This is a genomic window from Streptomyces sp. SID5464 (genome assembly GCF_009862985.1).
Lineage (GTDB): Bacteria > Actinomycetota > Actinomycetes > Streptomycetales > Streptomycetaceae > Streptomyces > Streptomyces chartreusis_D.
Genome location: NZ_WWIQ01000070.1, coordinates 42,359 through 66,638, shown reverse-complemented (window position 1 = coordinate 66,638; position 24,280 = coordinate 42,359). Strand labels below are relative to the sequence as shown.

Sequence of the window (24,280 nt, the reverse complement as noted above, 5' to 3'; positions counted from 1 at the left end):
CGAAGCAGGGGGGAGGGGGGCCGACAGAGAGTCCGAGGAAAGGAAGAGGTGACCTCGGCATGCCACGACACAGGACAAAGGGGTTCTGCGCGTCGGCCGCCGCACTGGCACTGTGTGCCGTGCTGGCGGGCTGCGGAGGATCCGGGGAATCGGCCGGCGGCGGCAAGGTCGTGCTGCGCTACACGTGGTGGGGCAACCCCGACCGCGCGGAACGCACCGAGCAGGCCGTCGCGCTGTTCGAGAAACAGCATCCGAACGTCGACGTGACGACGTCGTTCTCCGGCTACGACGCCTACAAGCAGAAGCTCGCCACCCAGGCCGCCGGCGGTGACGCGCCGGACGTGATGCAACTGGACTACCGCCAGATCGACCAGTACGCCTCCGGTGGTGTCCTGCTCGACCTGTCGAAGCAGAGGTCCGTCCTGCGCACCTCCGAGATCGACCAGGGTCTGCTCGCCACCGGCCGTGTGGACGACGTGCAGTACGCGATCCCGCAGGGCCGCGGCACCGAGACGGTCGCCTACGACGTCGAGACCTGGAAGAAGTCGGGCGTGCCCCTCCCCGGCAAGAGCTGGACCTGGAGCCAGTGGGCCGACACCATGCGCGCCCTGGCCGAGAAGACCGGCAAGCCCGGGGCGACCGACCCCGGCCAGAGCGAGGACGCCTTCGAGGTCTGGCTGCGCGGGCAGGGCAAGGCCCTCTACACCGAGGACGGCGGGCTCGGCTTCACCGCCGACGACCTCACCCGTTGGTGGACCTTCACCGACAAGCTGCGCCGCGAGGGCGCCGTCTCGCCCGCCGAGCAGACCACCCAGCTCGACGGCTCCGTCGAGAACACCCCACTGGGACGCGGCAAGTCCGTCACCGACGCCAACTGGGACGCCCCGGCCAGCGGCTTCCTCGCCCTCGTCAAGGGCGGCGTCGCGCTCGCCCCCATGCCGTCCGGCGAGGACGGCACACCCGGCCAGTACTTCAAGCCGTCCATGTTCGTCGGAGTCTCCGCCAACACCGCCCATCCGAAGGAGGCGGCGCAGCTCGTCGACTTCCTGATCAACGACCGGCAGGCCGCGAAGATCCTCGGCGCGAGCCGCGGCATCCCCGTCAACGAGACCGTCCGCGACGAGATCGGCCCGCAGCTCAAGGACTTCGACAAGACCATCGCCGACTTCCAGGCGTCCCTGGAGGGCAAGCTCAAGGACCCGCCCCAGGCCCCGCCCGCTGGCGACAACGCCCTGCAGAGCACCTTCCAGCGCGACTACGACCAGGTGTCCTACGCGCGCATGTCGCCCCGCGAGGCGGCCGAGAACTACATCACCGAGGCGAAGGCGGAGCTGAGGTCATGACCACCACCGCGATCCCCGCGGAGGCCAAGCGCGCCCCCGCCCCCGCCCCGAAACGCCGCCCAAAGCGCGAACGCGAGGGCGCCGCCTGGGTGTTCCTCTCGCCCTGGGTCCTCGGAGCGATCGTCCTGACGCTGCTGCCGATGGCCGTGTCGCTGTACCTGTCCTTCACCGACTACGACCTGTTCAACCCGCCGAAGTGGGTGGGCCTGCGCAACTACGTGCAGATGTTCACCGAGGACCCCCGCTACTGGCGCTCGGTCGTGACGACCCTGACCTACGTCGTCATCGCCGTGCCCCTGCAACTGGCCCTCGCCCTCGTCGTCGCGCTCGCGCTGAAGGGCATGAAGCGCGGCAAGGCCTTCTACCGCTCCGCCTTCTACGCGCCCTCGCTGCTCGGCGCGTCCATGTCCATCGCCCTGGTCTGGCGGGCCGTCTTCAACGACGGCGGCACGGTGGACAACCTGCTGGGCACCGGCGGCTGGGTCAACAAGCCCGGCTGGGCCCTGCTCGCCGTGGCCCTGCTGACGGTGTGGCAGTTCGGCGCACCGATGGTCATCTTCCTCGCCGGCCTGCAGCAGATACCCGCCGAGCTGTACGAGGCGGCGGCGGTCGACGGGGCCGGGAAATGGCGGCAGTTCCTGTCCGTCACCGTGCCGATGCTGTCCCCGGTGCTCTTCTTCAACCTGGTCCTGCAGACCATCCAGGCCTTCCAGGTGTTCACGCCCGCCTTCGCCGTCAGCGCGGGCAAGGGCGGGCCCGCCGACTCGACCCTCGTCTACACCATGTACCTCTACGACCGCGGCTTCGTCGCCTCCCACATGGGCTACGCCTCCGCCATGGCCTGGGTGCTGCTCCTCGTGATCGGTGTGGTCACGGCAGTGCTGTTCCGCACCTCGCGCTCCTGGGTCTTCTACGCCTCCGAGGGGGACCGATGACCTCGACCGCTGTTGCCCACAAGCCCGTCCGCTGGGGGCGGATCGCCGTCCACCTGGGCTGCCTGGCCGCGCTGCTGGTCATGCTGTACCCGCTGGCGTGGCTGCTGGCCACCTCGCTCAAGCCCGCCGACGAGGTCATCGCGAGCCTCAACCTGCTGCCCAGCCACCTGGAGTGGTCGAACTACTCCACCGCCCTGGAGGGCGTCAACGACGTCTCCATCTGGCGGCTGCTGGGCAACTCCCTGCTGATCGCCGGCGGCGCGGTCCTCGGCAACGTCATCAGCTGCTCGCTCGCCGCCTACGCCTTCGCACGCCTCAGGTTCCGGCTGCGCGGCCCGCTGTTCGCCTTCATGATCGCCACGATCATGCTGCCGCACCACGCGGTGCTGATCCCGCAGTACATCATCTTCAACCAGCTCGGCCTGGTGAACACCTACTGGCCGCTGATCCTGCCGAAGTTCCTGGCCACCGAGGCGTTCTTCGTCTTCCTCATCGTCCAGTTCATGCGCGGCCTGCCACGCGAACTGGAGGAGGCCGCCCGGATCGACGGCTGCGGACCCTTCCGCAGCTTCTTCCAGGTCGTGCTGCCGCTCACCCGGCCGGCCCTCATCACCACCGCCATCTTCACCTTCATCTGGACCTGGAACGACTTCTTCACGCAGCTCATCTACCTGTTCGACCCGGACAAGTTCACGCTGACCCTCGCGCTGCGCTCCTTCGTGGACGCCTCCAGCACCTCCGCGTTCGGCCCGATGTTCGCGATGTCGGTGATCGCGCTGCTGCCGATCGTGCTGTTCTTCCTCGCCTTCCAGCGGTTCCTGGTGGAGGGCATGGCCAGCTCCGGACTGAAGGGGTGAGCGGGATGCGGACACGTGAGGCCGGTGAGGTGTTCGGGCCGCGCATGACGCTGTTCGCGGACGTGCTGAGCGTCGGCCTCGCCACGTCGGTGGCCTGTCTGCCGCTGGTGACCGCACCGGCCGCGCTCTCGACGGCGTGCGCCGTACTGCGCGGCGCCGGACAGGACCGGCCCGTCACGGCCGGGCGGTACCTGGTCCTGCTGCGGCGACGGCTGCGGGCCGGTGACCTGCTGGCGGGGGCCGTCGCCCTGGCCGGGCTGCTGCTGCTCGCGGCCGATCTGGCGCTGGCCGGAGCGGGGCTGCCCGGGGCGCCGCTGTTCGCGGTGGCCGCCGCCGTCATCGGTGCCTGCGCGGCGGTCGTCGGCCTGCGGGCCTGCGCCCGCCCCGAGTCGCTCACCGACTGGCGTGCGGCGGTGCGCGGGGCCGCCCGGGACGCCGTGGCGGACGTGGGCGGCAGCGGACTGGTCCTGCTCGCCGTGACGACGGCCGCGCTGTGCGCCTGGATGCTCCTGCCCCTGGCCTTCCTGGCGCCGGGGCCGCTGGCCCTCGCGCTCACCGCCGTCGACGTACGCCGGTCGGCTGCTGTTCTCCTGGAGTAGCCAAGAGTCAGGGCCCATGGGGCACTTCAGGGGTGAGCACCCTCAGGAGGCGGTCAACCTCATGGTCACAGCCGGCCTGAGGGAGCCCGCCTGAACGAGCCCGTGGCCTCACCGCCGTACGGCGGCGCCGATGCCGATCCGCGGCCATGAACGGGCCGCCGTGAGAAGCGCCTGCGTCCGCTCCGACGGAGTGGCCGCCGCCGCTGCCGCCGCCAGGGCCGCCGCGGCGCTCGCGATGCCGAGGACCGCGCCCGCAGCCACGTCGCCCGGGTAGTGCACGCCCGTGTGGATACGGGAGTAGCCGACGGCGCTCGCCAGCGCCCCGAGCGGCACCGCGGCGGGTGGCAGGACCACGCCTACGGCGGTGGCGAACGCGACCGCCGAGGCCGTGTGCCCGGACGGGAACGAGGCGGACGTCGGCATCGGCACGTGCCGGTCCACCGTCACCCGGGCCGCCTCCCGGTCCGGCCGGGCCCGGCGCACCAGGCGCTTGCCGAGCAGATTGGCGGAGGCCGAGGCCACGGCGATCGCCCCGACGCCGGCGAGCGCGGCCCTCCTCGGCCGCTTCCCGCCCAGGGCCAGGGCCGCGGCGATGGCGAACGAGATCTTGGAGTGGTCGGCCGCGTGCGACAGATGACGCAGCGTCCGGTCGAGCGTGGGCGTGGGAGTGGCGGCCACCGCCGCGTACAGGGCGCCGTCCACGGCTCTGAGGTCGCCCATGACGGCGCCCAGGAGCCGGCGGGGCCCACCCGAGGGCTTCCCGTCCTCCGGGAGCGGACTAAGGGCGTCCTCGTCTGTGGTCGTCGGATCGGTCATGTGCTTCTCCCCGCAGTGGCCTTCCCAGCAAGGTACCGGCTGACGCCGGGCGCACGCTCGGCGCCCCCGCGAGCCGGTACCTCCCGAGTGCCCATGCCGGGCGACTGAACCCGTCTGCCGGACTGACGGCATGACGTCCCTCTCGCGCCGGGTCCTGCGCGCACTCGACCGTTTCCACGCCGACCGTCCCTGGGACCACAACGCCCACTTCCACCGCTGGATCCTGAGGCAGCTTGCCAGGCGTGTCGCAAGCGCCCTGGACGTGGGGTGCGGCAGCGGTGATCTCGCCCGGCTGCTGGCCACCCGGGCGGAGCGGGTGCACGGGATCGACGCCGACCCGGCGATCACGGCCGCGATCGTCTGGCCACCGGCGGCACGCTGGTGATCGTCGGTGTCTCACGGGAGCGGACGCCCACCGACCGTCTGTTCTCGATGGCGTCCGTCCCGCTCAACCTCGTCATGGCCCTGCTCGAGAACCGGGGCCGTCCGGCGCCTCGCCCCGTCTCGATGACGGCTCCCACACGTCCGGCGGACATGACGTTCCCGGAGATCGTCCGTGAGGCCCGGACCGTCCTGCCCGGCGCCCGCCCGCGCCGCCGCCTGTTCTGGCGCTACACGCTGGTGTGGCGCCACCCCTGACGGGACCGGTGGCTCAGCTCGCGGCGCGGAACGTGCGCAGCCGCAGCGAGTTGCCGACGACGAAGACCGAGGAGAAGGCCATGGCCGCCCCGGCGATCATCGGCGTCAGCAGACCGGCCGCGGCCAGCGGCAGGGCCGCCACGTTGTAGGCGAACGCCCAGAACAGGTTGGAGCGGATGGTGCCCAGGGTGCGGCGGGCGAGCCGGATGGCGTCGGCCGCGGCCCGCAGATCGCCCCGGACGAGGGTCAGGTCGCCGGCCTCGATCGCGGCGTCGGTGCCGGTGCCCATGGCCAGACCGAGGTCGGCCTGGGCGAGGGCCGCCGCGTCGTTGACGCCGTCGCCGACCATGGCGACCGACCGGCCCTCGGCCTGGAGCCGCTTGACGACCGCGACCTTGTCCTGCGGGAGCACCTCGGCGACGACGTCCTCCGGTGCGATGCCCACCTCGCGGGCGACGGACCGGGCCACCGCCTCGTTGTCCCCGGTCAGCAGGATCGGGGTCAGTCCGAGGGCGCGCAGCCGCCGGATCGCCTCGGGGCTGGTCTCCTTCACCGCGTCGGCGACCTCCAGCACCGCGCGCGCCGCACCGTCCCAGGCGACCGCGATGGCCGTGCGCCCGGCGTCCTCGGCCGCCGCCCGCGCACGGGCGAGGCCCGTCGGCAGCTCCATGGCCCAGTCGGCCAGCAGCCTCTCCCGCCCGACGAGCACCGCGTGGCCCTCGACGACGCCCTGGACGCCGAGCCCGGGCACGTTGGCGAAGTCCTCCGGCGTGGGCAGAGCGCCCAGCTTCTCGAGGGCTCCGTCGGCGACGGCGCGGGCGATCGGGTGCTCGGAGGAGTGTTCCAGCGCCCCGGCCAGCCGCAGCACCTCGGCCTCGTCGGTGCCGTCCGCGGTGTGCACCGCCAGCAGGGTCATTCGGCCGGTGGTGACGGTGCTGGTCTTGTCGAGGACGACGGTGTCGACGCGACGCGTGGACTCCAGCACCTCCGGGCCCTTGATGAGGATGCCGAGCTGCGCGCCCCGCCCGGTGCCGACCATCAGCGCGGTCGGCGTGGCCAGACCGAGGGCGCACGGGCAGGCGATGACCAGGACGGCGACCGCGGCGGTGAAGGCCGCCGTCAGCCCTGCGCCGTTGCCGAGCCAGAAGCCCAGCGTGCCCAGCGCCAGGGCGATCACCACCGGCACGAACACGGCGGAGATCCGGTCCGCGAGCCGCTGCGCGGCGGCCTTGCCGTTCTGCGCGTCCTCCACGAGCCGGGCCATCCGGGCCAGCTGGGTGTCGGCGCCGACCCGCGTGGCGCGCACCACGAGCCGCCCGCCGACATTGATCGTGGCGCCGGTGACCGGGTCGCCCGCTCCCACCTCCACGGGCACGGACTCGCCGGTGAGCATCGAGGCGTCCACGGCGGAGGAGCCCTCCACCACCGTCCCGTCGGTCGCGATCTTCTCGCCGGGCCGGACCAGGAAGCGGTCCCCGACCCGCAACTCCGCGACCGGAACGGTCTGTTCACGGCCGTCGGCGCGCAGCACGGTGACGTCCTTCGCACCCAGCTCCAGCAGCGCGCGCAGCGCCGCACCCGCCTTGCGCTTCGCGCGGGCCTCGAAGTACCGGCCGGCCAGGATGAAGGCGGTCACCCCCGCGGCTGCCTCCAGGTAGATGTTCCCGGCGCCGTCCGTGCGCTCGATGGTCAGCTCGAAGGGGTGCGTCATGCCCGGCGTGCCCGCGGTGCCGAGGAACAGCGCCCACAGCGACCAGAGGAACGCGGCCGAGGTGCCCACCGAGATCAGCGTGTCCATGGTGGCGGCGCCGTGCCGCGCGTTGGTGAACGCCGCCTTGTGGAAGGGCCACGCCGCGTACGTCACGACGGGCGCCGCCAGTGTGAGCGACAGCCACTGCCAGTACTCGAACTGCAGGGCCGGGATCATGGCCATGGCCACGACGGGCACCGCCAGCACCACGGCCGTGACCAAGCGCTGCCGCAGCGGCCGCAATTCGTCGGGCTCCTCGGCCGGCTCCTCCCGCCCGGCGGGCGGAGCCGGCTCCTGGGCGGTGTACCCGGTCGCCTCGACGGTGGCGATCAGGTCGCCGACAGAGACGTCACCGCTGTAGCTGACCTTCGCCTTCTCGGTCGCGTAATTGACGGTGGCGGTGACCCCGTCCATGCGGTTGAGCTTCTTCTCGATGCGCGCTGCGCAGGAGGCGCAGGTCATGCCGCCGATGGCGAGTTCCACTTCGGCGCCGGTGTCGGTCGTGTCGGTGGTCATGGCTCACACCCGTCCGGTCAGCTCGTAGCCGGCGTCGTCGACGGTCTCTGCGATCAGGGCGTCGTCGGGCTCGGCGGCACTGGTGACGGTGACGTGCCCGGCGTCGAGATCGACCTCGACGCCGCTGACGCCCTCCAGCTCGCCGATGGCCTTGGTCAGGGTGGCCTTGCAGTGGCCGCAGGACATTCCGGAGACGGCGTAGGTGGTGGCGGGCATGGCGTGCCTCCTGGGTACGGTCGCGATTCTCGAATACGGGGCGGGGGTATCCCCTCGCCGCGTTCATATATACCCCCGAGGGGTATAGGATGCAAGCGCGGACGTCGCTTGACTTGGTACCCCCCAGGGGTATGGTGAGCTGCATGGAGGCCCCGCGCAGGAGCGGAAGGCCCGGTTCTGAAGGAGATGCCGGTCATGAACACCGGACTGAAGATCACGACTTTCGCCGCCGTCCTGGCAGCGACCTTCGGCACGGCCTACGGCGTCGGCCAGGGCATCGACCCCGTCGTCGCCGACAGCCCGCCGCGACACGAGGACGAGCACACCCGGCCCGCACCGCCGCCCGAGGAGGCCGGCGGTCACACCGGCCACGACACACCCCCGGCCGGCGGGCTCCAGATCTCCGAGGACGGTTACACCCTCGACCTGCAGACCCCGAGCGTCACCGCCGGGCAGCGGTCCGACCTGCGCTTCACGGTCAGGGACGGCAGCGGCCGCGCCGTCACCGCCTATCAGCGCGAACACGAGAAGGAACTGCACCTCATCGTGGCCTCACGCGACCTGGTCACCTACCGCCACCTGCACCCCACCCGCGCCGCCGACGGCACCTGGAGCACCCCCGTCGACCTGCCCCGCGCGGGCGGCTACCGTGTCTTCGCCGACTTCACCCCGGCGAAGAAGGACGCCCGCAACCTCACCCTCGGCGCGGACCTCGCCGCCTCCGGCCCGTACCAGCCGAAGGAACTGCCCGCACCGGCCACCACGGCCAGGACCGACGGCTACGAAGTGAAGCTGTCCGGCGCCCTGCGCCCGGGCAAGGCGAGCGAACTGAAGCTGAAGGTCTCCCGCGCCGGCCGGCCCGTCACCGACCTCCAGCCCTACCTCGGCGCGTACGGCCATCTGGTCGCCCTGCGCGCAGGCGACCTCGCCTACCTCCACGTCCACCCGAACGGCGAACCCGGCGACGGAAGGACCAGGCCCGGCCCGGACATCTCCTTCACGGCCACGGCCCCCAGCGCCGGTTCCTACCGCCTGTTCCTCGACTTCCAGCACGACGGGAAGGTCCACACGGCGGCCTTCACCGTCAGCGCCGGGGGAGCGGCGGCCGGTTCCGGTACCCCCGAGGGGCACGCGGACGACGGCCACGGGCACTGAGCGTCAGCCGAGCGCCCGGTCCAGATTGAACGCCGCGCTGATCAGCGCGAGATGCGTGAACGCCTGCGGGAAGTTGCCCTGCTGCTCCCCGGTGTGGCTGATCTCCTCGGCGTACAGTCCGAGGTGGTTGGCGTAGGTCAGCATCTTCTCGAAGGCGAGACGCGCCTCGTCGATCCGGCCCGCGTGCACCATGGCCTCGACGTACCAGAAAGAGCAGATGGAGAACGTGCCCTCGTCGCCGCGCAGCCCGTCCGGGCTGGACTGGGGGTCGTAGCGGTAGACCAGCGAGTCGGAGACCAGTTCCTCGGTGAGCGCGTCCAGCGTCGACAGCCACTTCGGATCGGTCGGGGCGATGAACTTCGTCAGCGGCATCATCAGCACGGCCGCGTCCAGCACGTCGCCGTCCTCGTGCTGGACGAAGGCCTGACGCGCCTCGGACCAGCCCCGGCTCATGATCCGCCGGTAGATCGTGTCGCGGCACTCCCGCCAGCGCGGCAGGTCGGCGGGCAGGCCGCGCCGGTTGGCCATCCGGATGGCCCGCTCGATCGCCACCCAGCACATCAGCCGCGAGTACAGGAAGTTCTTGCGCCCGCCCCGCGTCTCCCAGATCCCCTCGTCGGGCTGGTCCCAGTTCTCGCACACCCAGTCCACCAGCGCGCACACGTCGTCCCACTGGTCGCTGGAGATGGGCTTGGCCCACTTGTCGTAGAGGTAGATGGAGTCGATCAGCGCGCCGTAGATGTCGAGCTGGAGCTGGTCGGCCGCGGCGTTGCCGACGCGTACCGGCGCGGAACCCTCGTGGCCCTCCAGATGGCCGAGTGTCGTCTCGGGCAGCTCGGTGCGCCCGTCGATGCCGTACATGATCTGCAAGGGGCCGGAGTGCTTGCCGTCGCCGGGGCTGATGTGCCGGGTCACGAAGTCCATGAACTTCTCGGCCTCGCCGGTGAAGCCCAGCCGCAGCAGGGCGTAGACGCAGAAGGCCGCGTCGCGCACCCACACGTACCGGTAGTCCCAGTTGCGTTCGCCGCCGAGCCGCTCGGGCAGACTCGTGGTGGGCGCGGCCACGATCGCCCCGGTCGGCGCGTAGGTGAGCAGCTTCAGCGTCAGCGCCGAGCGGTGCACCATCTCCCGCCAGCGGCCCCGGTACCGGGACGCCGCCAGCCAGCGCCGCCAGTACGTCACCGTCGCCGCGAACTGCTCCTCCGCCTCCGTGCGCGCACACCGGCGGGGCACCACGTCGCCGCCCACCTTGTCCAGCGCGAACACCGCCGACTCGCCCTCGGAGAGCTTGAAGTCCCCGCGTACGTCCGGCCCGTCGGTCTCCACCGGCACGGTCGCGGTCAGCGCGAGCGCCATCCCGTCGGCCTCGAAGACCGCCGTCTCACCGGTCAGCCGGACGGTGTGCGGCCGGGTGCCGTAGTCGAACCGGGGAGCGACGCGGGTACGGAACGGGATCGAGCCGCGTACGCACACCACCCGGCGGATCAGCCGGTGCCGCTCGGCCTCGGACGGGTCACCGTCGAGCGGCATGAAGTCCTGCACCTCGCCGACGCCGTCCTCGGTGAAGAACCGGGTGATCAGGACGTTGGTGTCGGGGAAGTAGAACTGCTTGGTCCGCGCCGGCACCGCCGCCGCCAGTTCGAAGCAGCCGCCGCGGTCCGCGTCCAGGATCGAGGCGAACACACTGGGCGCGTCGAAGGCCGGGCAGCAGTACCAGTCGATCGTGCCGTCGGTTCCCACCAGGGCCACACTGCGCAGGTCGCCGATCAGTCCGTGCTCGGCGATCGGCAGATACCGCCGGCCCCCCGGCCCGTCGTGGCCCTCCGCTGGTCCGCCCATGACCGCCTCCCTGGCCGGTACGCGCCTCAGCCCCAGCTTAGGCGGGCGGGCCGGGAAAGGGGCCGGGAACGCGGGTCACACGGTGACGACCCGGAGCCCTGCCTCCTCGAAGCGCCGCACCGTCTCCGCGTCGGCCGCCGTGTCCGTGACCAGCGTGTCCACCGCATCGGCACCGCAGATCCGGGCGAACGCCCGCTGACCCAGCTTGCTGGAGTCGGCGGCCACGACCACGCGCTCCGCGCGTTCGCACAGCAGCCGGTTGATCGCGGCCTCCGCCTCGTCGTGCGCCGCGGCCCCGTGCGTGACGTCGAAGGCGACCACGCCGAGCACCGCCACGTCGACGGTGATCTGCCCGAGCACCGCGTCCGCGAGCGGCCCGACCAGCTCGTACGACTGGGCCCGCGCCACCCCGCCGGTCAGCACGATCTTGAACTGGGGCCGCACGGCCAGCTCATTGGCGATGTTCAGCGCGTTCGTCACGACGGTCAGCGCGGGCGAGCCGGACGCCAGGTCCCCGCGCACGGCCAGGGCCCGCGCCACCTCGGTGGTGGTCGTGCCCCCGGTCAGCCCGACCGCCTCGCCCGGCGCGACCAGCTCGGCGACCGCCTTCGCGATGCGCTGCTTCTCGGAGGCGCGCCGGGCCGTCTTGTAGCGCAACGGCAGTTCGTAGGACACGCCGTGCACCACCGCACCGCCCCGCGTGCGCACCAGCATCTGCTGCTCGGCCAGCCGGTCGAAGTCGCGGCGGATCGTCGCCGCCGACACTTCGAGCTCCCCGGCCGCCTCCTCGACGTCCAGCCGGCCGCGCTCGACGAGCAGTTCCAGCAGCGCCTTCCAGCGGGCGTCGCGCGACATCCGCACCTCCACGACTCGATCTCCGGGCGACCCTAACGCACCCGATCCCGCCCTGATGCTTGATGCTGCTCGAAAGCCGGCGATATCTTGCAGGAACGATCAGATCGGAAGGTGCCGCATGACGCATGTCGAGGACGAGCTGACCAGCCAGCCCGAGTGCTGGACACGCGCCGTGTCACAGGCGGCCGGGTACGCGGAGGTGCTGCCGGCGCCGGGGGAGCGGGTCGCGATCGTCGGATGCGGCACCTCGTACTTCATGGCGCAGGCGGCCGCGGCCCTGCGCGAGGCCGCGGGCCGGGGCGAGACCGACGCGTTCGCCGCCTCGGAGTTCCCGTACGGCCGCGCCTACGACCGGGTCGTCGCCCTCACCCGCTCCGGCACCACGACCGAGGTCCTCGATCTGCTCGGCAGACTGAAGGGCCGTACCCGCACCACCGCCATCACGGCCGACCCGGACACGCCCGTGCGGACGGCGGCCGACCGGCTCGCCGTCCTCGACTTCGCGGACGAACGCTCCGTCGTACAGACCCGGTTCGCCACCACGGCCCTCACCCTGCTCCGCGCCCACCTCGGCCTGCACCCCGACACCGCCGTCAGCGACGCGCGCACGGCCCTGGCCGAGCCCCTGCCCGAAGGCCTCGTGGACTGCGCTCAGTTCACCTTCCTGGGGCGCGGCTGGACCGTCGGTCTGGCCCACGAGGCCGGGCTGAAGATGCGCGAGGCGGCACTCTCCTGGGCGGAGGCCTACCCGGCGATGGAGTACCGGCACGGGCCCATCAGCGTCACCACGAGCGGCACCGCGACCTGGATGTTCGGTGAGGCACCCGAAGGGCTGGCCGGCCAGGTGCGCTCCACCGGCGGGTTGTGGATCGAGAACCGGCTCGACCCCCTGGCCGAGCTCGTCCGGGCCCAGCGCCTCGCGGTCGCCGTCGCCGCCGCCCGCGGCCTCGACCCGGACCGGCCGCGCCATCTCACCCGCTCGGTGATCCTCGCTCACTGACCCTGGAGGCACCGTGCCCCTCACCACCACCGGCGAGCTCATCACCCGGGCTGCCACAGCCCGTTCGGCCGTCGCCTCCTTCAACGTCATCACACTGGAACACGTCGAGGCCGTCATCGCGGGCGCCGAGTCCGTGCCCGCCCCCGTCGTGCTCCAGGTCAGTGAGAACGCGGTCATGTTCCACGGCGGACAGCTGTTCCCGCTCGCCCGAGCGGCCGTCGCAGCCGCCGAACTGGCCGCCGTACCGGTCGCGTTGCACCTCGACCACGTACAGAGCGAAACCCTGCTGCACCAGGCCGCGGAGGCCGGCTTCAGCTCCGTGATGTACGACGCGGCCCGGCTGCCCTACGCCGAGAACCTCGCCGCGACCCGGGCGGCGGTCGACCGGGCCCACTCCCAAGGGCTCTGGATCGAGGCAGAGTTGGGGCAGATCGGGGGCAAGAACGGCAGACCCCCGCTGGACGCGCACGCCCCGGGCGCCCGCACCGACCCCGACGAGGCCCGGGCCTTCGTCGCCGACTCGGGCGTGGACGCCCTGGCCGTCGCCATCGGCAGCGCCCACGCCATGACGACCCGCACCGCCACCCTCGACCACGCCCTCCTCAAACAACTGTCGGCCGCGCTGGACGTCCCGCTCGTCCTGCACGGCTCCTCGGGCGTCCCGGACGGCGAACTCACCGCGGCGGTCGCGGGCGGCATCACCAAGGTCAACATCGGCACCGCCCTGAACATCGCCCTGACCGGCGCGATCAGGGAGTTCCTCGCCGACCGCCCCGAGGCGGTCGACCCGCGCGGCTACCTGACGGTCGCGCGGGAGGCCATGACCCGGGCCGTGGCGAGGACCCTCCAGACCCTCGGCGCGACTACCGCTTGACCGCCTTCAGCACCACGAACTTCGGGTCGCTCGCCACCAGCCGGCTGTTGCCGAACAGCTTCCGCAGCTTGACGTGGTAGCCCAGATGCCGGTTGCCGATCACCCACAGCTCGCCGCCCGGCCGCAGCGCACGCCGCGCCCCGGTGAACATCCGCCAGGCCGTGGCGTCCGTCGTCGCCTGATGGGAATGGAACGGCGGGTTGTTCAGGACCAGATCGACACTGCCGGACGGCACCCCCGCCAGCCCGTCGCCGACCCGGAACTCCGCGTGCCCCGGCACCCCGTTGGCCTTGTACGTCGCCTCCGCCGAGGCCACGGCCTGGAACGACTCGTCCACGAACAGCACCTCGGCCGCCGGGTCGGCCAGCGCCACCGCCGTACCGACCACGCCGTTGCCGCACCCCAGGTCCACCACCCGCCGGCCGCTCCCGCCATTCGGCAGATGCTCCAGGAAGAACCGTGTGCCGATGTCGAGCCGGTCGGCACAGAAGACACCCGCGTGGTTCACGACGGTGCGCCCCGCCGCCGGTCCGATGCCGTCCGGGAGCGTGTAGACGTACGGCCACGGATTGGCGGGCCGCTGCAGCGCGGGATCCGGCGTGCAGAAGATCAGCCGGGCCTTCTTCTCGGCGAGCGAGGTGCGGGTCGGGCCGAGGATCCGCTCGAACAGCCGCAGCGTCGAGATGTGGATCTCCTTCACCATGCCCGCGCCCACGACGACCGTCCCCGCGTGCACCGCCGGCGCCAGCCGCAGCAACTGGTCCTCCAGCAGCGCCAGGCTCTTCGGCACCCGCACCAGGAGAACGTCGACACGGCCGGGTGGCGGGTCCTGCGTGGTCAGCAGCCGGACCGCGCCGGGCTCGACACCGTGCCGCGCGAGGTTGGCCCGGGTCGCCTCCTGGGTCAGGTGGGACTCGGTGATCTGCGCCGGCCGGTGCTCCGCGAGCGCCGTGACCAGGGCACCCCAGCGGTCCCCGACGACCACGACCGTGCCCGACAACGGGACCCCCTCCCGCGCCAGATACCTCAGCAGGTACTCGTCGGAGGCGTCCCAGGCACGCAGCCTGTCGCGCGGGTCCTCGGGGAAACGGGTCAGCGCGAGCTCGCCCCAGGGCGTCGTCATACGGTCGTCCATCGTGCGTCCAGGCTAGCCGAGCCGCAGCTCAGCCCAGGTCGGGGAGGAAAGCATCGGAGAGGATGGGAGGCATGGACGGCGAACTGTTCCCCCGAGCCCGCACACAGCCGGCGCCGGGCGCGGTGCACATGCCGGACTGGCTGGACGCCGAGGGGCAGCGCGAGCTGCTGGACGCCTGCCGCGCGTGGGCGCGCCCACCGGCCGGGCTGCGCACGGTCCGTACCCCCGGCGGCGGCACCATGACCGCCCGGCAGGTCTGCCTCGGCCTGCACTGGTACCCGTACGGCTACGCCCGCACGGTCGTCGACGGCGACGGCGCCCCGGTGAAGCCGTTCCCCGAGTGGCTCGGCGACCTGGGCCGCCGGGCGGTCCGCGACACCCTCGGGGGACCGGCACCGGCCTACGACATCGCCCTCATCAACTTCTACGACGCCGACGCCCGGATGGGCATGCACCGCGACAGCGACGAGAAGTCGGACGCGCCGGTGGTGTCGCTGAGCCTCGGCGACACCTGCGTGTTCCGCTTCGGCAACACCGAGACGCGCACCCGGCCCTGGACCGACGTCGAGCTGCGCAGCGGCGACCTGTTCGTCTTCGGCGGCCCGGCCCGGCTCGCCTACCACGGGGTCCCCCGGGTGCACCCAGGCACGGCACCGCCCGCGCTGGGCCTGGCCGGACGGCTCAACATCACGCTCCGGGTCAGCGGCCTGTAGGCCGCCGGCCCTGCGGATCATGGGAGACTCGCCCTCATGAGCGGGAAGGCTGACCCCCGGCCGGCGGGGGATGGGAGCACCTCGAGGACGCGGCTGGACCGGGGGCGCGGAGCCCTCGGACCCGCGCTGGAGCTCGTGCACACCGGACGCGCGCCGACCCGGGCCGTGCTCACCGCCGAGCTCGGGGTGACACGGGCGACGGCCGGCGCGGTCGCCGCCGAACTGGAGGCCCTCGGGCTGATCCGGGTCGACGCCCGGCCCGGCGCGGCGGCGGGCTCGCAGGGCCGGCCCTCGCACAAGCTGGCCGTCGCCGAGGACGGGCCCGTCGCGCTCGCCGCGCAGGTGCACGCCGACGGTTTCCGGGCGGCGCTGGTCGGGCTGGGCGGCCGGATCGTCGCCACCGCGCCGGGCTGCGAGGTCGTCGACGCCGACCCGGCGAAGGTGCTCGCCTCCGTCGTCACGGCGGGCGCCGAGCTGCTGCGGGAGACCGGGCGCCGGTGCGTGGGCGCGGGACTCGCCGTACCGTCCGCGGTCGCCGAACCCGAGGGGCTGGCGCTCAACCCGCTGCACCTGGCCTGGCCCGCGGGCGCGCCCGTCCGGGACATCTTCGCCGAGCAGGTGCGCGCGGCCGGCCTCGACGGACCGGCGTTCGCCGCGAACGACGTCAACCTCGCCGCGCTCGCCGAGCACCGGCACGGCGCCGGACGCGGCGCCCGTGACCTGCTGTGCGTGGCCACCGGCCACCGGGGCGTCGGCGGGGCGCTCGTCCTCGACGGCCGCCTCCACCGGGGCAGTTCGGGCCTCGCGCTGGAGGTCGGCCACCTCACCGTGCACCCCGAGGGCCGCCCCTGCCACTGCGGCAGCCGGGGCTGCCTGGACGTGGAGACCGACCCGCTGGCCTTCCTCACGGCGGCGGGCCGCGAACCGGGCCCCGAGGTGTCCCTGCTCCAGCAGTCCATCGACCTCATCCGCCACCACTACGACGACCCGGGCGTCCGCACCGCCACCGAGACCCTCATCGACCGGCTCGGCCTCGGACTCGCCGGCCTGGTCAACATCCTCAACCCGGACCGCATCATCCTCGGCGGCCTGCACCGCACCCTCCTCGACGCCGACCCCGACCGCCTCCGCGCCGTCGTCGCCGACCGCAGCCTGTGGGGCCAGAGCGGCGGCGTCCCGATCCTGGCATGCACCCTCGACCACAACAGCCTGGTCGGCGCCGCGGAACTGGCGTGGCAGCCGGTACTGGACGATCCACTCGGGGCGCTCACCTAGGCCAGCCGGGGCGCTCACCTGGGCCTCTCGGGGTGTTCCCCTGGGCCAGACTCCACAGCGCCGCCACCAGCGGCCGCCGCAGGTCGGCCCGCCTGACACACAGTCCGATCGCGAACGGCTCCGGCGCCGGATCGGCCGGCACCACCGCCAGCCGGTCCCGCACCGCGCTGTGCTCCAGCACCAGGCGGGGGACCACGCCCGTACCGCAGCCCAGCGCGACCAGCGTCAGCAGTCCCTCGTGGCCGTCGGGCTCACAGGCCACGTCCGGTGTGGTGCCGCGGGCGCGGAACCAGCGGTCGGCGGCATCGCGGACCAGGCCGCGGTGAGGGAGGACGAACGGCCCGCCGAGCCCGGGATCCGGCCGGTCCCGGGCCGTGACCAGGACCAGCTCGGTCACCGCGACCGTGCGGCTCACCAGCGGCTCCGGCAGTCTCGGCGGAATTCCCGCCACGGCCGCGTCGACCTCTCCCTCGTCCAGCCGGGCCAGGGCCGCCGCCGCGTCACCCGTCCGCAGATCGAGCCGGACCTGGGGATGCGTGGCACGAAAGGGCGCCAGCAGGTCCGGCAGCAACACCTGGCACGCCGTCACCGTGGCGAACACGGCCAGCCGGCCGGTGAGCAGCGCCGGGTCGGGATGTTCCTCGCGGTAGGAGCGCCACAACTCCAGGGCCCGGACGGCGTACTCGCGGAACCGGTGCCCCTCCGCCGTGAGCGACACCCCGCGCGGCCCCCGGTCGAACAGCCGGTGCCCGAGGTCCGCCTCCAGCCGCTGCACGGTCCGGGTCAGCGTCGCCGGGCTGACGTGACAGTCCAGGCTCGTCCGGCCGAAGTTGAGCGTCTGCGCGAGATGCAGGAACAGTCGCAACTCCCGGTGGTCGTCCCGCACGGCCTGCACCTTTCACTTGATGCAACAGGGCGCTGCACAAGTTGCGCTTGCCGCAACGCTCCGGCCGAGCCTACAACTCGACCATGACCTCGACGACCGCGTACACCTCACGCGTCTTCCCCCTCGACACCATGGACGTGCCCGGCGGCACCGAGACCGTCCTGCGGGGCGGGCGGCACCTCTTTCCGCTGCTCCCGCAGGCCTTCGCGGGCATCCGGCGCATCGGTGTCCTCGGCTGGGGGCCCCAGGGGCGGGCGCAGGCCCTCAATCTCCGCGACTCCCTCGCCGGCACGGACATCCGGGTGGCCGTCGGGCTCCGCCCCGGCTCGCACTCCCTCGCCGATGCCCGTGCCCACGGCTTCACCGAGGACGACGGCACGCTCGGCGACTGGCTCACGGTCGCCGGAGAGGGTGACCTGGTGATCCTGCTGATCGCCGACTCCGCGCTCGCGGCCCATCACCAGGAGATCTTCGCGGCCCTCCAGCCCGGCGCCGTCATCGGCCTCTCGCACGGCTTCCTGATGGGCCACCTGCGGGAATCGGGCGGCGGGTTCCCGCCGGGGCACGGGGTGATCGCTGTGTGCCCCAAGGGAATGGGCGACTCGGTGCGGCGGCTCTACGAGCAGGGCGCGCACGTCAACGGCGCCGGGATCAACAGCAGTTTCGCCGTGCACGCCGACCCCGACGGACGGGCCGTCGACCTGGCGCTCGGCTGGTCCGTGGCGCTCGGCTCGCCCTACACCTTCCGCACCACGCTCGACAGCGAGTACCGCTCGGACATCGTCGGCGAACGCGCCATCCTGCTCGGCGCCGTCCACGGCATGGTCGAGAGCCTTTACACCCGCTACCGCCTCGCCGGCGACGACGAGGTGACGGCATACGAACGGTCCTGTGAGAACGTCACCGGCCCGATCGCCCGCACCATCTCGCGGGCCGGACTGCGGGCCGTGCGCGAGGGCCTCGACCAGGCGGCGCGGGACGTCTTCGACCGGGCGTACACGGCCACCTACGCCCCCGCGCGCGAGATCGTCGCCGAGATCTACGACGAGGTCGCCGACGGCACCGAACTGCGCAGCGTCATCCTCGCCGAACGACGGCTCGGCGCACGCCCGATGAGCGGCATCGGGGGATCCCCGATGTGGGCGGTGAGTAACCGGGTGCGGGCCCGGCGCGACAGCCGCGACCTGCCCGTCGACCCGTTCACCGCCGGCGTGTTCGTCGCCACCATGACCGCCCAGATCGACGAGTTCGCCGAGCGCGGGCACCCCTGGTCGGAGATCGTCAACGAGTCCGTCATCGAGGCCGTCGACTCCCTGCTGCCCTACATGCACGCCCGGGACGTGGCGTACATGGTCGACAACTGCTCCCGCACGGCCCGCCTCGGCGCCCGCCGCTGGGGCCCGCGCTTCCTCGCCGCCTACGAGCAGATCGCCTACCCGGCCGCGGACCACCCGGCGGACGCGGCCCTGCTCGCGGCCTTCGCCGCCCACCCGGTGCACGAGGCCCTGGCCGCGGCGGCCGGACTGCGGCCGTCCGTGGACATCTCGGTGACCTGAAGCATGACCCCACGGGTCTCAGGCTTGCGGGCGCAGCTTCCGGGAAGGCGAGCCGCTGAGCGGGCAGGCTGGTCGGCAGACAGCCCGTCCGCACCGCACCACCGAGGAAGTTGACGTCATGACCGACAAGCTCTCCGTGAGCGTCCTGGGCACCGGCATCATGGGCGCCGCGATGGCCCGCAACCTGGCGCGCGCCGGGCACACCGTCCACGCCTGGAACCGCACCCGTGCCAAGGCCGAGCCGCTGGCCGCCGAGGGCGTGCACATCGCCGACACCCCCGCGCAGGCGGTCCGGGACACCGACGTCGTCCTGACCATGCTCTACGACGGCCCCGCCGCCCTGGACACGATGCGGGAGGCCGCCCCCGCCCTGCGTCCGGGCGCCGCCTGGGTGCAGTCCACGACCGCCGGCGTCGAGGCCGTCGGCGACCTCGCCGCCTTCGCCCGCGAACACGGCCTGGTCTTCTACGACGCGCCCGTCCTGGGCACCCGGCAGCCCGCCGAGGCCGGGCAGCTGACCGTGCTCGCCGCCGGCCCCGTCGAGGGCCGGGACACGGTGACGCCGGTCTTCGATGCCATCGGCGCCCGCACCGTGTGGGCCGGCGAGGACGGGGCGACCGGCGGCGCCACCCGGCTGAAGCTGGTCGCCAACAGCTGGGTCCTCGCCGTGACCGCAGCCGCCGGTGAGGCCCTGGCACTGGCGAAGGGCCTCGGCATCGACCCGCGCGGTTTCCTCGACCTCATCGCCGGCGGTCCGCTCGACATGGGCTACTTGCACGCCAAGTCCGGGCTGGTCCTCGAAGACCGGCTCACACCGCCCCAGTTCGCGGTGACCACCGCCGCCAAGGACGCCCGCCTCATCGTCGAGGCCGGTGCGGACCACGGAGTCCGCCTGGACGTGGCCGAAGCCGCCGCAGCCCGCATGGAGCGTGCCGCCGCCCAGGGCCACGGCGACGAGGACATGGCCGCCGCCTACTTCGCGAGTTTCGACGAAAACCCGTCCGCCTGATCACCCGGGAGGTTCCCCCATGTCCAAGCCGCCGCTGCCGCCCGAGGCCGAGGCCCTGCTGAGCCGGCCGAACCCGTGCGTCATGGCCACGCTGCGCTCCGACGGCACACCGGTTTCCACCGCGACCTGGTACGCGTGGAAAGACGGCCGGGTGCTGATCAACCTCGACGAGGGCCGGGTCCGCCTGAAGCACCTGCGCCGCGACCCGCGCGTGACGCTCACCGTCCTCGCCGAGGACAACTGGTACACCCACGTCACCCTCATCGGCCGCGTCACCGAGATGTACGACGACAAGGACCTGGCCGACATCGACCTGCTCTCCCGGCACTACGGCGGCAAGCCCTACCCGAACCGCGTCCGGCCCCGGGTCAGCGCCTGGATCGAGGTCGACCGCTGGCACGGCTGGGGCGAGCTGAAGGACAACGACCAGGCCATGGGCTGAGACCGGGAACCATACGGCATCCCGCGGCCGCCGCCCACCGAGCGGGCGGCGGCCGTCGAGCACTTCCTCTCGCGCCGCAGACACGCCTTGATGCGCTGGTGGTACACGCCGCCCTGCCCGTCTACTCCCCGCGAGGTACGCGCACTGCCGCTGGCCGTACGACGACCGGGGACCCCTCGCGGGGCGACGCTCGGAAGCGAAAGCGAGACATCGCGACAACGCCTCCGAGGAGTTGAACGACATGCAGACCCTGGCGAACTTCGGTGACGGCGGCCCCGGCCCGTGGATCCTGCTCTTCCCGGTGATCTGGGCACTGGTCATCGGCGGCGGCCTCGTGCTGCTGCGCCGCACGGTGTGGCACGGACGCCGCGGCGGCCCCTGGCGGCAGCCCCCGGCCGGGAACGACTCGCCCATCGCCGTCCTCGGACACCGCTTCGCCTCCGGCGAGATCGACGAGGACGAGTACTGGCGCCGGCTGTCCGTGCTGGACGAGGAGTTCGGCCGCAAGGGAGGTGCGGCATGACCAGCACGACCGCCACGACGACCACGCGGCCCGCCGCCCGGGTCGTCGACGCGGTGAAGGTGTACGGCGGTGGTGACACCGCCGTACGCGCCCTCGACGGCGTGACCGTGAGTTTCCCGGCCGGCCGCTTCACCGCGATCATGGGGCCCTCGGGCTCCGGCAAGTCCACCCTGATGCACTGCGCGGCCGGTCTGGACACGCTCACCTCGGGTACCGCCCGCATCGGCGACACCGACCTGGGCGGCCTCGACGACCGCCGCCTCACGCTCCTGCGCCGCGACCGCGTGGGCTTCGTGTTCCAGGCGTACAACCTGGTGCCGACACTCACCGTCGCGGAGAACATCAGGCTGCCCCTGGACCTGGCGGGAGTCCGCGGCGACCCGGGGTGGATCGACACGCTGATCGATGTCGTCGGACTGCGTGACCGGCTCCACCACCGGCCCGCCGAGCTCTCCGGCGGACAGCAGCAACGCGTCGCCGTGGCCCGGGCGTTCGCCGGACAGCCGGACGTCGTCTTCGCCGACGAGCCGACCGGCAACCTCGACTCGCGCTCCGGCGAGGAGGTGCTCGGCCTGCTCGGTCGCACCGTACGCGAGACGCGGCGCACGGTCGTCATGGTCACCCACGATCCCGTGGCCGCCGCGCACGCCGACGAGGTCGTCTTCCTCGCCGACGGACGCCTGGTCGACCGCATGGAGTCCCCGACCGCCGACCGGGTCCTGGACCGGATGAAGGCCTTCGAGGTGCCCTCATGAACGCCTCGGTCCGCCTGGGCGTGTCCTCCCTGCGCGCCCACCGGCGGCGCTTCGCCGGTACGTTCCTCGCCGTGTTCCTGGGCGTGGCGTTCCTGGCCGGGACGCTCGTCATGGGCGACACGCTGCGCGCCGGCTTCGACTCCATGTTCGGCAACGCGACCAGCGGCACCGACGCCGTGGTGCGCAGCGCCGACGCCATCACCACGCCCGGCGAGAGCCAGGGCGTGCGGCAGCCGATCGCCACCGACCTGGTCGGGACCATCGAGAAGGTCCCGGGAGTCGCGGCCGCCGTTCCCGACATCCAGGGCGCCGGGCAGCTCCTGGGCGCCGATGGCGACCCGATCGGCGGACAGGGCCCGCCCACCCTCGCCGGCAACTGGATCACCGACCCGGAGCTCAACCCCTACCAGCTCGCCGAGGGGCGCGCCCCGCGGAAGTCCGGCGAGGTCGTCGTCAACCGCGGCACCGCCGAGAAGGGCGACCTGAAGATCGGCGACACGACCACCCTGCGCACCCCCGACCCGGTCCGGGTGACCATCGTCGGCCTCGCCACCTTCGGCGGCGAGGACGGCATGGCACAGGTGACCTTCACCGGGATGACCGTGGCCGACGCGGAGAAGTACCTCACGGCACGGCCGGGCGAGGCGGCGAGCATCCAGGTGCGAGCCGGTCCCGGGGTGAGCCAGCGGGAGCTCGTCGACCGGCTGACACCCGCCCTGCCCAAGGGGGTCGAGGCCATCACCGGCCAGGAGTCGGCCGAGGAGAACAACGAGATGATCTCCAGCCAGTTCCTGAGCATCTTCACGCTCTTCCTGCTGGTGTTCTCCGGCATCGCCCTGCTGGTGGCGACCTTCTCCATCCACAACACCTTCGCCATCGTCGTCGCCCAACGCACTCGCGAGAACGCCCTGTTGCGGGCGCTGGGCGCCTCCCGCCGCCAGGTCACCGTCACCACTCTGGTGGAGGCCACCGCCGTGGCCGTGACCGCGTCCCTGGCCGGCCTCGTGGGCGGCATCGGCATCGCGGCCGGGCTCCAGGCGCTGTTCCCGGCCATCGGCTTTCCGTTCCCCGAGGGCGAGCTGGTGGTCAAGGCCCTGTCCCTGGCGCTGCCGCTGGCCGTCGGCATCGTGGTCTGCCTGGGCTCCGCCCTGCTGCCCGCCGTACGCGCCGGCCGCACCGCACCCCTGGCAGCCCTTCGCGAGACGGCCGTCGACACCTCCGGCGCGTCCCGCCTGCGGGCCGTCACCGGGACGGGCCTGGTCGCGCTGGCCCTCGCCCTCACGCTGGCCGGCGTCCTGGTGTCACCGTCCGTCTGGCTGGCGGGGGCCGGCGCAGTGCTGGCCCTGGTCGCCTTCGTGGTGCTCGGCCCGGTCGCCTCCGCCACCGCCGTCCGGATCCTCGGCAGCCCCCTCGACCGGCTGCGCGGTGTCACCGGGGTCCTGGCCCGGCAGGGCGCCCTGCGCAGTCCGAAGCGCACCGCGGCCACCGCCAGTGCCCTGATGATCGGCGTGGCGGTCGTGTCGCTGTTCACGGTGTTCGGCGCCTCGCTGAAGGCCACCATGGACCAGACCGTGTCCCGGTCCTTCGCGGGCGACGTCGCCGTCAGCGCCCCGTCGTTCGGTGCGGGCGGCAGCGGACTGAGCCCGAGGCTGGCCGGCGCGGTCCAGGAGCTGCCCCAGGTGAACACGGCGGTCGGACTCGGCCGCGGTGTCGCCGAGGTCGACGGCAAGGGCCGGGCCCTCACGGTCACCGACCCGGTCGCCCTGGAACGCACCTTCGACCTCGGCAGGATCGACGGCTCCCTGCGCGACCTGGGCACCGACGGCATCGCCATCACCGAGAAGGAGGCCGACCGGCAGCACCTCACCACCGGGTCGAAGGCACACCTCACCTTCACCGACGGCAGGAAGGAGACCTTCACCGTCCGCGCGGTCTACGGGCAGTCCGAACTCGCCGGCGACTACGTCATCACCCGCGCCGCCTGGGCCCCGCACCGCACCCAGGACTCCGACACCCTCGTCGCCGTCACGTTCAAGGACGGCGTGAGCACGGACGCGGGCAAGGCGGCGGTGGAGAAGGCCGCCGCCCGGTACGGCAACCCGGAGGTCCAGACCCGCGACGAGTACGCGCAGTCCTCGGCCGGCGGCATCGACATGATGCTCACCCTGGTCTACGCCCTGCTCGCCCTCGCCGTGGTCATCGCGCTCCTCGGCATCGCCAACACCCTGACCCTGGCGATCCACGAACGCACCCGGGAACTCGGGCTGCTGCGGGCCGTCGGCCAGACCCGCTCCCAGCTGCGGGCCATGGTCCGCTGGGAGTCGGTCCTCGTCGCCGCCTTCGGCACGGCCGGCGGGCTCGCCCTCGGCGCCTTCCTCGGCTGGGTCCTCGTCAGGGCCTCGGACGGCGCCAGTGACAGTGCCTTCGCCTTCGCCATGCCGCCCGCGCAACTCGTGGTCGTGGCCCTCGTGGGTCTCGCGGCCGGCGCCCTCGCGGGGCTGCGCCCGGCCCGGCGCGCGGCACGCCTGGATGTGCTGCGGGCCATCGCCACCGAGTGACTCGGGGGGGCGTCCGCGAAGTCCCGCCGTCCGG

22 protein-coding genes and 1 pseudogene are annotated in these 24,280 nt (G+C 72.8%); 16 read left to right on the top strand and 7 right to left on the bottom strand.

Annotated features, from left to right (window positions below; all coding sequences use genetic code 11):
- Positions 1 to 59 precede the first annotated feature (59 nt).
- Genes GTY47_RS32625 through GTY47_RS32610 form a run of 4 tightly spaced genes read left to right on the top strand, consistent with a single transcriptional unit; the run spans position 60 to position 3,734 of the window.
- Positions 60 to 1,343: an ABC transporter substrate-binding protein gene (locus tag GTY47_RS32625; RefSeq protein ID WP_029181408.1), complete on the top strand. Its 1,284-nt coding sequence runs from the start codon at positions 60 to 62 to the stop codon at positions 1,341 to 1,343.
- Positions 1,340 to 2,278, top strand: coding sequence for a sugar ABC transporter permease (locus GTY47_RS32620; protein ID WP_010043291.1), 939 nt, complete (start codon positions 1,340 to 1,342; stop codon positions 2,276 to 2,278). The genes GTY47_RS32625 and GTY47_RS32620 overlap by 4 nt, the downstream gene beginning before the upstream one ends.
- Positions 2,275 to 3,135, top strand: coding sequence for a carbohydrate ABC transporter permease (locus GTY47_RS32615; RefSeq protein WP_010043290.1), 861 nt, complete (start codon positions 2,275 to 2,277; stop codon positions 3,133 to 3,135). The genes GTY47_RS32620 and GTY47_RS32615 overlap by 4 nt, the downstream gene beginning before the upstream one ends.
- Positions 3,132 to 3,734: a hypothetical protein gene (locus GTY47_RS32610; RefSeq protein ID WP_102514920.1), complete on the top strand. Its 603-nt coding sequence runs from the start codon at positions 3,132 to 3,134 to the stop codon at positions 3,732 to 3,734. The genes GTY47_RS32615 and GTY47_RS32610 overlap by 4 nt, the downstream gene beginning before the upstream one ends.
- Before the next feature lie 108 nt (positions 3,735 to 3,842).
- Here GTY47_RS32610 and GTY47_RS32605 read toward each other — a convergent pair whose 3' ends face one another.
- On the bottom strand, positions 3,843 to 4,550 hold the full coding sequence (locus GTY47_RS32605; RefSeq protein WP_010043287.1) for a phosphatase PAP2 family protein: 708 nt from the start codon (positions 4,548 to 4,550) through the stop codon (positions 3,843 to 3,845).
- A gap of 130 nt (positions 4,551 to 4,680) precedes the next feature.
- Here GTY47_RS32605 and GTY47_RS32600 point away from each other — a divergent pair.
- Positions 4,681 to 5,189: pseudogene (locus GTY47_RS32600) on the top strand (methyltransferase domain-containing protein).
- Positions 5,190 to 5,202: 13 nt separating this feature from the next.
- Here GTY47_RS32600 and GTY47_RS32595 read toward each other — a convergent pair.
- Both GTY47_RS32595 and GTY47_RS32590 read right to left on the bottom strand, forming a co-directional pair.
- Entirely contained in the window at positions 5,203 to 7,455 is a 2,253-nt protein-coding gene (locus tag GTY47_RS32595) for a heavy metal translocating P-type ATPase (RefSeq protein WP_010043285.1), read from the bottom strand.
- Positions 7,456 to 7,458: 3 nt separating this feature from the next.
- Positions 7,459 to 7,671, bottom strand: a complete 213-nt coding sequence (locus tag GTY47_RS32590) for a cation transporter (RefSeq protein WP_010043283.1) — start codon at positions 7,669 to 7,671, stop codon at positions 7,459 to 7,461.
- A 195-nt stretch (positions 7,672 to 7,866) separates the two neighbouring features.
- On the opposite strand from GTY47_RS32590, the gene GTY47_RS32585 reads away from it, so the two are divergent.
- On the top strand, positions 7,867 to 8,826 hold the full coding sequence (locus GTY47_RS32585) for a hypothetical protein (RefSeq protein ID WP_029181407.1): 960 nt from the start codon (positions 7,867 to 7,869) through the stop codon (positions 8,824 to 8,826).
- 3 nt (positions 8,827 to 8,829) lie between these two features.
- Here the strand turns inward: GTY47_RS32585 and GTY47_RS32580 are convergent, their stop codons facing one another.
- Complete coding sequence (locus GTY47_RS32580) at positions 8,830 to 10,665, bottom strand: glycoside hydrolase family 15 protein (protein WP_010043279.1); 1,836 nt, start codon at positions 10,663 to 10,665, stop codon at positions 8,830 to 8,832.
- 75 nt (positions 10,666 to 10,740) lie between these two features.
- Entirely contained in the window at positions 10,741 to 11,520 is a 780-nt protein-coding gene (locus tag GTY47_RS32575; RefSeq protein WP_010043278.1) for a DeoR/GlpR family DNA-binding transcription regulator, read from the bottom strand.
- Between the two features lie 118 nt (positions 11,521 to 11,638).
- Between GTY47_RS32575 and GTY47_RS32570 the strand changes: the two genes are divergently transcribed.
- Positions 11,639 to 12,520, top strand: a complete 882-nt coding sequence (locus tag GTY47_RS32570; protein WP_010043276.1) for an SIS domain-containing protein — start codon at positions 11,639 to 11,641, stop codon at positions 12,518 to 12,520.
- Positions 12,521 to 12,533: 13 nt separating this feature from the next.
- On the top strand, positions 12,534 to 13,394 hold the full coding sequence (locus tag GTY47_RS32565; RefSeq protein ID WP_010043274.1) for a class II fructose-bisphosphate aldolase: 861 nt from the start codon (positions 12,534 to 12,536) through the stop codon (positions 13,392 to 13,394).
- Here the strand turns inward: GTY47_RS32565 and GTY47_RS32560 are convergent.
- Positions 13,384 to 14,517 carry a methyltransferase gene (locus GTY47_RS32560; protein ID WP_010043272.1) on the bottom strand — a complete coding sequence of 378 codons (1,134 nt, stop codon included), beginning with the start codon at positions 14,515 to 14,517 and terminating at the stop codon, positions 13,384 to 13,386. The genes GTY47_RS32565 and GTY47_RS32560 overlap by 11 nt on opposite strands.
- An 83-nt stretch (positions 14,518 to 14,600) precedes the next feature.
- On the opposite strand from GTY47_RS32560, the gene GTY47_RS32555 reads away from it, so the two are divergent.
- A complete protein-coding gene (locus tag GTY47_RS32555; RefSeq protein WP_010043270.1) occupies positions 14,601 to 15,242 on the top strand; it encodes an alpha-ketoglutarate-dependent dioxygenase AlkB in 642 nt (213 codons plus the stop codon).
- 36 nt (positions 15,243 to 15,278) lie between these two features.
- Entirely contained in the window at positions 15,279 to 16,517 is a 1,239-nt protein-coding gene (locus tag GTY47_RS32550; protein ID WP_029181406.1) for an ROK family protein, read from the top strand.
- On the opposite strand, the gene ilvY is transcribed toward GTY47_RS32550, so the two are convergent.
- A complete protein-coding gene (ilvY, locus tag GTY47_RS32545) occupies positions 16,510 to 17,403 on the bottom strand; it encodes an HTH-type transcriptional activator IlvY (protein ID WP_010043268.1) in 894 nt (297 codons plus the stop codon). The genes GTY47_RS32550 and ilvY overlap by 8 nt on opposite strands.
- Positions 17,404 to 17,486: 83 nt before the next feature.
- On the opposite strand from ilvY, the gene GTY47_RS32540 reads away from it, so the two are divergent.
- The 6 genes from GTY47_RS32540 (at position 17,487) to GTY47_RS32515 (ending at position 24,246) form a co-directional block, all read left to right on the top strand.
- Positions 17,487 to 18,959, top strand: coding sequence for a ketol-acid reductoisomerase (locus tag GTY47_RS32540; RefSeq protein WP_010043266.1), 1,473 nt, complete (start codon positions 17,487 to 17,489; stop codon positions 18,957 to 18,959).
- 118 nt (positions 18,960 to 19,077) lie between these two features.
- Positions 19,078 to 19,968, top strand: coding sequence for an NAD(P)-dependent oxidoreductase (locus GTY47_RS32535; protein ID WP_010043265.1), 891 nt, complete (start codon positions 19,078 to 19,080; stop codon positions 19,966 to 19,968).
- Between the two features lie 19 nt (positions 19,969 to 19,987).
- Positions 19,988 to 20,410 (top strand): PPOX class F420-dependent oxidoreductase, encoded by a 423-nt coding sequence (locus GTY47_RS32530; RefSeq protein ID WP_010043263.1) that lies wholly within the window; start codon positions 19,988 to 19,990, stop codon positions 20,408 to 20,410.
- A 241-nt stretch (positions 20,411 to 20,651) separates the two neighbouring features.
- Positions 20,652 to 20,933 (top strand): SHOCT domain-containing protein, encoded by a 282-nt coding sequence (locus GTY47_RS32525; RefSeq protein WP_010043261.1) that lies wholly within the window; start codon positions 20,652 to 20,654, stop codon positions 20,931 to 20,933.
- On the top strand, positions 20,930 to 21,688 hold the full coding sequence (locus GTY47_RS32520) for an ABC transporter ATP-binding protein (RefSeq protein WP_010043258.1): 759 nt from the start codon (positions 20,930 to 20,932) through the stop codon (positions 21,686 to 21,688). The genes GTY47_RS32525 and GTY47_RS32520 overlap by 4 nt, the downstream gene beginning before the upstream one ends.
- Positions 21,685 to 24,246: an FtsX-like permease family protein gene (locus GTY47_RS32515; protein ID WP_010043256.1), complete on the top strand. Its 2,562-nt coding sequence runs from the start codon at positions 21,685 to 21,687 to the stop codon at positions 24,244 to 24,246. Before GTY47_RS32520 ends, GTY47_RS32515 begins: the two co-directional genes overlap by 4 nt.
- Positions 24,247 to 24,280: the final 34 nt, after the last annotated feature.

Excerpts from the sequence above, each read along its gene's own strand:
- GTY47_RS32615 (WP_010043290.1), top strand. The coding sequence starts at position 2,275 with ATGACCTCGACCGCTGTTGCCCACAAGCCCGTCCGCTGGGGGCGGATC.
- GTY47_RS32590 (WP_010043283.1), bottom strand. The coding sequence starts at position 7,671 with ATGCCCGCCACCACCTACGCCGTCTCCGGAATGTCCTGCGGCCACTGC.
- GTY47_RS32585 (WP_029181407.1), top strand. The coding sequence starts at position 7,867 with ATGAACACCGGACTGAAGATCACGACTTTCGCCGCCGTCCTGGCAGCG.
- GTY47_RS32555 (WP_010043270.1), top strand. The coding sequence starts at position 14,601 with ATGGACGGCGAACTGTTCCCCCGAGCCCGCACACAGCCGGCGCCGGGC.
- GTY47_RS32540 (WP_010043266.1), top strand. The coding sequence starts at position 17,487 with ATGACCTCGACGACCGCGTACACCTCACGCGTCTTCCCCCTCGACACC.
- GTY47_RS32525 (WP_010043261.1), top strand. The coding sequence starts at position 20,652 with ATGCAGACCCTGGCGAACTTCGGTGACGGCGGCCCCGGCCCGTGGATC.
- GTY47_RS32580 (WP_010043279.1), bottom strand. The coding sequence starts at position 10,665 with ATGGGCGGACCAGCGGAGGGCCACGACGGGCCGGGGGGCCGGCGGTAT.
- GTY47_RS32595 (WP_010043285.1), bottom strand. The coding sequence starts at position 7,455 with ATGACCACCGACACGACCGACACCGGCGCCGAAGTGGAACTCGCCATC.
- GTY47_RS32520 (WP_010043258.1), top strand. The coding sequence starts at position 20,930 with ATGACCAGCACGACCGCCACGACGACCACGCGGCCCGCCGCCCGGGTC.
- GTY47_RS32570 (WP_010043276.1), top strand. The coding sequence starts at position 11,639 with ATGACGCATGTCGAGGACGAGCTGACCAGCCAGCCCGAGTGCTGGACA.
- GTY47_RS32605 (WP_010043287.1), bottom strand. The coding sequence starts at position 4,550 with ATGACCGATCCGACGACCACAGACGAGGACGCCCTTAGTCCGCTCCCG.
- GTY47_RS32620 (WP_010043291.1), top strand. The coding sequence starts at position 1,340 with ATGACCACCACCGCGATCCCCGCGGAGGCCAAGCGCGCCCCCGCCCCC.
- GTY47_RS32575 (WP_010043278.1), bottom strand. The coding sequence starts at position 11,520 with ATGTCGCGCGACGCCCGCTGGAAGGCGCTGCTGGAACTGCTCGTCGAG.
- GTY47_RS32515 (WP_010043256.1), top strand. The coding sequence starts at position 21,685 with ATGAACGCCTCGGTCCGCCTGGGCGTGTCCTCCCTGCGCGCCCACCGG.
- GTY47_RS32560 (WP_010043272.1), bottom strand. The coding sequence starts at position 14,517 with ATGACGACGCCCTGGGGCGAGCTCGCGCTGACCCGTTTCCCCGAGGAC.
- GTY47_RS32550 (WP_029181406.1), top strand. The coding sequence starts at position 15,279 with ATGAGCGGGAAGGCTGACCCCCGGCCGGCGGGGGATGGGAGCACCTCG.
- GTY47_RS32530 (WP_010043263.1), top strand. The coding sequence starts at position 19,988 with ATGTCCAAGCCGCCGCTGCCGCCCGAGGCCGAGGCCCTGCTGAGCCGG.
- GTY47_RS32535 (WP_010043265.1), top strand. The coding sequence starts at position 19,078 with ATGACCGACAAGCTCTCCGTGAGCGTCCTGGGCACCGGCATCATGGGC.
- GTY47_RS32625 (WP_029181408.1), top strand. The coding sequence starts at position 60 with ATGCCACGACACAGGACAAAGGGGTTCTGCGCGTCGGCCGCCGCACTG.